This is a genomic window from Albidovulum sp. (assembly GCF_049646345.1).
GTDB lineage: Bacteria > Pseudomonadota > Alphaproteobacteria > Rhodobacterales > Rhodobacteraceae > Albidovulum.
Window position 1 is genome coordinate 1 of sequence record NZ_JBARVQ010000173.1, and the last position, 5295, is coordinate 5295.

The following is a 5295-nucleotide window of genomic DNA, read 5'->3' on the forward strand; positions in this document are numbered from 1 at the left end:
GTTCAGGTCTATGCGCCGGATCAGGTGTTTAACGGGGCCGATGGAGGCCGGGCGCATGGAGAGTGTCCGGAACCCGATCGCGGCGAGCGTCAGCGCCTCTATCGGGCGGCCCGCATCCTCGCCGCAGAAGGAAAGCTCGGTTTTGGTTTCGGCGCAGCGGTCAACGATGTGGCAGAGGAAATGCAGGAAACTTGCATTCAGCATGTCATAGCGTCGCCGCACGGCTTCATTCTCGCGGTCGGCGGCGAAGAAGAACTGTTTGAGATCATTGCCGCCAACCGAGATGAAATCGGCCATCTCGAAGAATTCTTTCGGCGCATAGGCGAGCGACGGGGTCTCCAGCATTGCGCCGATTTCCAGCGCACCCGGCAGTTTGTGGCCAAGGCGGCGCTCACGCTCCACCTCATCCTTCAGCATCTGGCGGGCGGTGCGGAATTCCTCGAATTCGGCAATGAAGGGGAACATGATCGACAGGGGCCGCCCGGCAGAGGCGCGTAATAGTGCCTGCAACTGCATCCGCATGATGCCCGGCTTGTCGAGCGCGACGCGGATCGCGCGCCAGCCCATCGCGGGGTTCGGCTCCTCCACCCGCTTCATGTAAGGCAGCACCTTGTCAGAGCCGATATCGAGCGTGCGGAAGACGACACGCTTGCCTTGCGCGGCATCGAGAACGCCGGAATAGATCTGCGCCAGCTCTGCCCGCTTGGGGACATGGTTGCGGATCAGAAACTGCAATTCAGTACGGAAAAGGCCCACGCCGTCCGCCCCGGACCCCGCCAGTGAGGGCAGATCGGCCATCAGGCCCGCATTCATATGAAGCGAAATTGTGGTGCCGCATTTCGCGGTCGCGGCCTGATCGCGCAGGGACGCATAGCGTGTCTGTGCCTGTGCCTGCATCGCGATCTTGTCGCGGAAGGCGGCGGCGACGGTTTCTTCGGGCCGCAGATGTACGATGCCCTGATCGCCGTCGACCAGCACCGGGTCGCCGTTCAGCGCCTCGGTGATGATCCGTTCGGCATGGATCACAAGCGGAATGGCGAGCGCTCGGGCGACGATGGCGGCATGCGAGCCGACGGCCCCCTCTTCCAGCACGATGCCACGCAGGCGGCGGCCATAATCCAGCAGTTCAGCGGGGCCGATATTGCGGGCGACAAGGATCGGGTCTTCGGGCATCTCGGCCCCGGTATCGGTGCCTTGCCCGGTCAGGATGCGCAACAGCCGGTTCGAAAGATCGTCAAGATCATGCAGCCGGTCGCGCAGGTAGGGGTCGGGCACGGTTTCCAACCGTGCGCGGGCGGCCGATTGTTCCTTTTCCACCGCCGCTTCGGCAGAAAGGCCCGCCGCGATATCCTCTTCCATCCGCCGCATCCAGCCGCGGGAATTGGCGAACATCCGGTAGGCTTCCAGAACCTGGCTTTGCTCCTTGTCCTGACCGTCGGTCATGGTCAGCATTGCATCGACCGAAATGCGAAGCCGGTCGACGGCCTCTTGCAAGCGTTCAAGCTCTGCCGCGGGATCGTCAGCCACCAGATTGGTGATGACGACGCGCGGTTCGTGCAGCCAGACATGGCCCTCGGCAGCACCTTCCTGCCCGGTGCCGCCGCGGAACATCACTGGCTGCTGGTGCAGCGGCGACAGCGCCTCGCCCTCACCGACGAAGGCGCCAAGTTCGGTCATCTCGGCCACGACCATGGCCACGACTTCCAGCGCATAGACCTCGTCATCGGAAAAGGCGCGGGCCTCTTTCGACTGGACGACCAGAACCCCCAGTTTCTCGCCTAAACGCTGGATCGGCACGCCGAGGAACGAGGAAAAAATCTCCTCGCCCGTCTCGGGCATGTAGCGGAACCCCTTTTCGGCGGGCGCATTGGCAGTGTTGACCGGGGCCGAGGTCTTGGCGACCCGGCCGACAAGTCCCTCGCCCAGCCGCATCCGCGTCTGGTGCACGGATTCGGGGTTCAGACCCTCGGTCGCACAGAGTTCGAGCGTATCTTCATCGCGGAACAGGTAGATCGAACAGACCTCGGACTGCATCGAGTCTGCAATCAGATGCGTGATGCGGTCCAGCCGTTCCTGCCCGGCGCCGGGCTCGGCAAGAGTGTCGCGCAAGCGGCGGAGCAGCTTGCGGCTTTCGCTTTCCGTGCGTTCTGGCATCACCCGTCCCGACTTTCCTCATGCTCTCTATAGGGGGGAACTGGCATGAAGGGAAACTGGATTCGCGCAGGTGCAGACCGTTTGGAAGCATTGCGGCGACCCGTCCGGGTCTAGAGGTGCGGGGCACCCAGCGTATCGCGCCATCGCACTTCGGTAGTGAGTTCACGGCTGGTTGGCGGGGTTTCGCCGCGAACCATCGAGATGAGCATGCGCGCGGCCTCGCGGCCCATCTCTCGATGCGGAACATGGACCGTGGTCAGCGACGGCACGACAATGCTGGCCAATTCGATATCGTCGAACCCGGTTACGGAAACGTCTTCGGGTACACGGATGCCCATGACCCGCGCCTGCCGCAGGGCACCCGCCGCAAGAACGTCATTGCCGCACATGACGACGCTTGGGCGCGGATCGCGCTGCATCAGCAGTGCGAATGCCTCGGCTCCGGTATCGATGCCGTAAGGCGTTTCGATCACATCAAGCGTTTGCGGGTCGAGCCCGGCACTTTGCATCGCCAGACCTATGCCTTCGACCCTGTCATTGGCCCGGTCATTGGTAGCCCGATCTGCAGAGATGACCGCGATGTGCTTGTGGCCGAGCGCAATCACCTCGTGCGCCAGTGCCGCCATTGCGTCCCGGTTTCTGAACCCGATCGATACCTGCGGTTCCTGTGGGTCATAGACCCAGGCGACAAGCGCCGGGATTCCGTGCTGTTTCAGGAAGGTGTAGATTTCGCGGCTGCGGTGGTGACCGATCAGCAAAAGCCCCTCGGCGCCGCGTGCCGTGAGGGCCCGGATCTGATCCTCCTCCAGATCCGGCTGGTAGGACGAACTCGCGACCAGCAATGTGATCCCATGTTTGCCCAATTCCTCCTGAAAAGCCTGAAGCCCACGGGCAAAGATCGCGTTCTCCATCGTCGGGATGATCGCGCCGAACGTGTCGGTGCGTTTGGCGGCAAGCACCCTTGCGCCGAAATTCGGCGCATAGCCCAGATCTCGCACCGCCAGCATGACCCGTTCCCGGGTTGCCGCGCTCACTTGTCCGGGTGAGTTCAGGCAGCGCGACACCGTTGCCGTTGAAACGCGCGCGCGGATGGCCACGTCCTCCAATGTCGGGACCGGGGTTGTTGGTCTGTATGTGCCTGACGCCATCGTATTTTCCTTGTCAGCGCGAGGCGCTGAACCGTGCTGAGTGCGCGCAATCCCAATCATACGCTATCCCCTGAAGAATGTAAGCGCTTGCAAGAATGAATGTAAGCGCTTACATTTATTTCGAATCAAAGACAAAGGGGAGCATCTCGATGGCCCTCAGCGTGGCACTCGGCCTGTTTACGATTTTCGTCGCCAATGTGGCGTTCGGCGCGATCTTGGGCGCCGCGTTCCTTGGTGATGTTTCCGAGATGCTTGTTCTCTTCGCCGCATCGATCGCATTCGTCGCATCGATCCTGCGCCGTGAGGCGGCGGCGAAGGTCAATTACGATAACTAATGTCAGTCAGGGAGGAAGGCATGGGATTCAAGGATAAAGAACTGAAGTCGGCAGAGCGGCGCAATTTTCTGAAGCTCGCCGGTAGCGGCAGCTTCACAGCCGCAGTCGTTGCAGGGGCGGGGGGCGTTCTTTGGTCGAATGAGGCCGCGGCGCAGACCGCGAATGAAGAGCGTGAGCGCGAGGCGGCGGCTGAACATGTGATGACGCTGGCCACGGCCTATGTGCTTACGGCCGATCGCAGCTATCCGATCATGCAGCTCGACCTCAAGGAGAACATTCAGAACGCCACTGATGGCAAGGTCTATGTCAAGCTCGCCCCGGGTGGTCAGCTTGGGGCCGGCGGCGCGCTGGCGCAGGCGGTGCAGACCGGCACGATCCAGTGCGCCCAGCACTCGCTGTCGAACTTCGCTCCGTTCGCCAGCGTCGTCGACCTGATCAACCTGCCGTATTTCTGCGGCTCCAACCAGCGCTTCGAAAACCTCGTTTCATCCGAGGTATGGCAGGCCGAGGTCAACCCGAAGGTCGAGGCCTCGGGCTTCAAGGCGCTGTTCTATGTCAATATCGACCCGCGTGTTGTGGCCATGCGCAAGGGCGGGGCCGGGCCTGTCCTGTCGCCCTCCGATCTGTCGGGCGTCAAGTTCCGGGTGCCGGGGTCGGCGATGCTGCAGCAATACTACCGGATGGTGGGTGCCAACCCGACGCCGGTCGCCTGGGGTGAGACACCGTCAGCAATCAAGCAGGGCGTGGCCGATGCGCTCGACCCGTCGGTGGGCGCGCTCTATGTCTTTGGCTTCAAGGATATCCTGAGCCATGTCACCTTCACCCAGGCGGTGCCGGACAGCCAGATCTATTCAATGAATCTCGAATGGTTCAACAGTCTGCCGGGCGATGTGCAGGAAGGCATCATGTTTGCGGGTGATATCACGCGTCAGCAGAACCTCGCCAAGGTTCCGGCGGCACGCAACTACGCCATGTCCGAGTTGCGCAAGGCGGGTGTGGAATTCCATTCGCTGACCGCCGATCAACTTGCCGAGTGGCAGGAAGCGGGCGGATATCAGCGGCCCGAATGGGATACGTTCAAGACGGATCTGGCCGGTTCCATGGATGTCTTCGCCAAGCTCGAAGATGCCGCGAATACTCAAGGGCGTTACTACGTCCACGATGCCTGATATGATACCGGTTCCCGGGCCGGGGCGATCCGCCCCGGCCCGGGACCACTCGATTTCCGACAATCCGCGATCCTGATGATGCTCCGGTGCCAGCGGCGACCGGCGACGGGAGGTGTCTATGCCACGCATTCTTGATGCCCTGAACCGCAACGCAGAACGATGGGCGCTGCTTATCTTCTACGTCATGCTTGTCATCACGATGTTCATCGAGGTGCTTCGGCGTGAAATCCTGTCCTATTCGTCGATTTGGGGAGAGGAGATCGTGCGCTATTCGTTCATCTACCTCGCCTGGATCGGTGCGGCGGCGGCGGTGCGCGAACGCGGCCATATCCGGATCGATGTGATCCTTCAGTATGTCGGGCCGCGGGTGAAGGCGCTTCTCTACATGTTCGGCGACATCGTCATGTTTGCCGTTGCGCTGGTCGCGCTCTACTGGTCGTTCGAGACTGTGATCGTCTCGGCGAAGTTCGGTTCGGTGACGCATGGGCT

At 61.9% G+C, this 5295-nt stretch carries 5 protein-coding genes; 3 read left to right on the plus strand and 2 right to left on the minus strand.

Going from position 1 to position 5295, the window contains the following annotated elements:
* Together ptsP and WBB85_RS04295 are read right to left on the minus strand one after the other, a co-directional pair.
* The coding region (ptsP, locus tag WBB85_RS04290) for a phosphoenolpyruvate--protein phosphotransferase (RefSeq protein ID WP_432637392.1) at window positions 1-2154 on the minus strand (2154 nt) is incomplete at its 3' end.
* A 110-nt stretch (window positions 2155-2264) separates the two neighbouring features.
* On the minus strand, window positions 2265-3302 hold the full coding sequence (locus tag WBB85_RS04295) for a LacI family DNA-binding transcriptional regulator (protein WP_432637393.1): 1038 nt from the start codon (window positions 3300-3302) through the stop codon (window positions 2265-2267).
* Window positions 3303-3451: 149 nt separating this feature from the next.
* Here WBB85_RS04295 and WBB85_RS04300 point away from each other — a divergent pair, with 149 nt between their 5' ends.
* The 3 genes from WBB85_RS04300 to WBB85_RS04310 all read left to right on the plus strand — a co-directional run.
* The gene (locus WBB85_RS04300; RefSeq protein ID WP_432637394.1) at window positions 3452-3637 is read left to right on the plus strand and encodes a hypothetical protein; all 186 of its coding nucleotides are present in this window, start codon (window positions 3452-3454) and stop codon (window positions 3635-3637) included.
* Between the two features lie 20 nt (window positions 3638-3657).
* Entirely contained in the window at window positions 3658-4806 is a 1149-nt protein-coding gene (locus tag WBB85_RS04305) for a TRAP transporter substrate-binding protein (RefSeq protein WP_432637395.1), read from the plus strand.
* Window positions 4807-4924: 118 nt separating this feature from the next.
* On the plus strand, window positions 4925-5295 hold a 371-nt coding region (locus tag WBB85_RS04310; RefSeq protein WP_432637396.1), incomplete at its 3' end, for a TRAP transporter small permease.

Bases quoted from the DNA above. Each gene is read 5' to 3' on its own strand.
- WBB85_RS04295 (WP_432637393.1), bottom strand. From the start codon at position 3,302: ATGGCGTCAGGCACATACAGACCAACAACCCCGGTCCCGACATTGGAG.
- WBB85_RS04300 (WP_432637394.1), top strand. From the start codon at position 3,452: ATGGCCCTCAGCGTGGCACTCGGCCTGTTTACGATTTTCGTCGCCAAT.
- WBB85_RS04305 (WP_432637395.1), top strand. From the start codon at position 3,658: ATGGGATTCAAGGATAAAGAACTGAAGTCGGCAGAGCGGCGCAATTTT.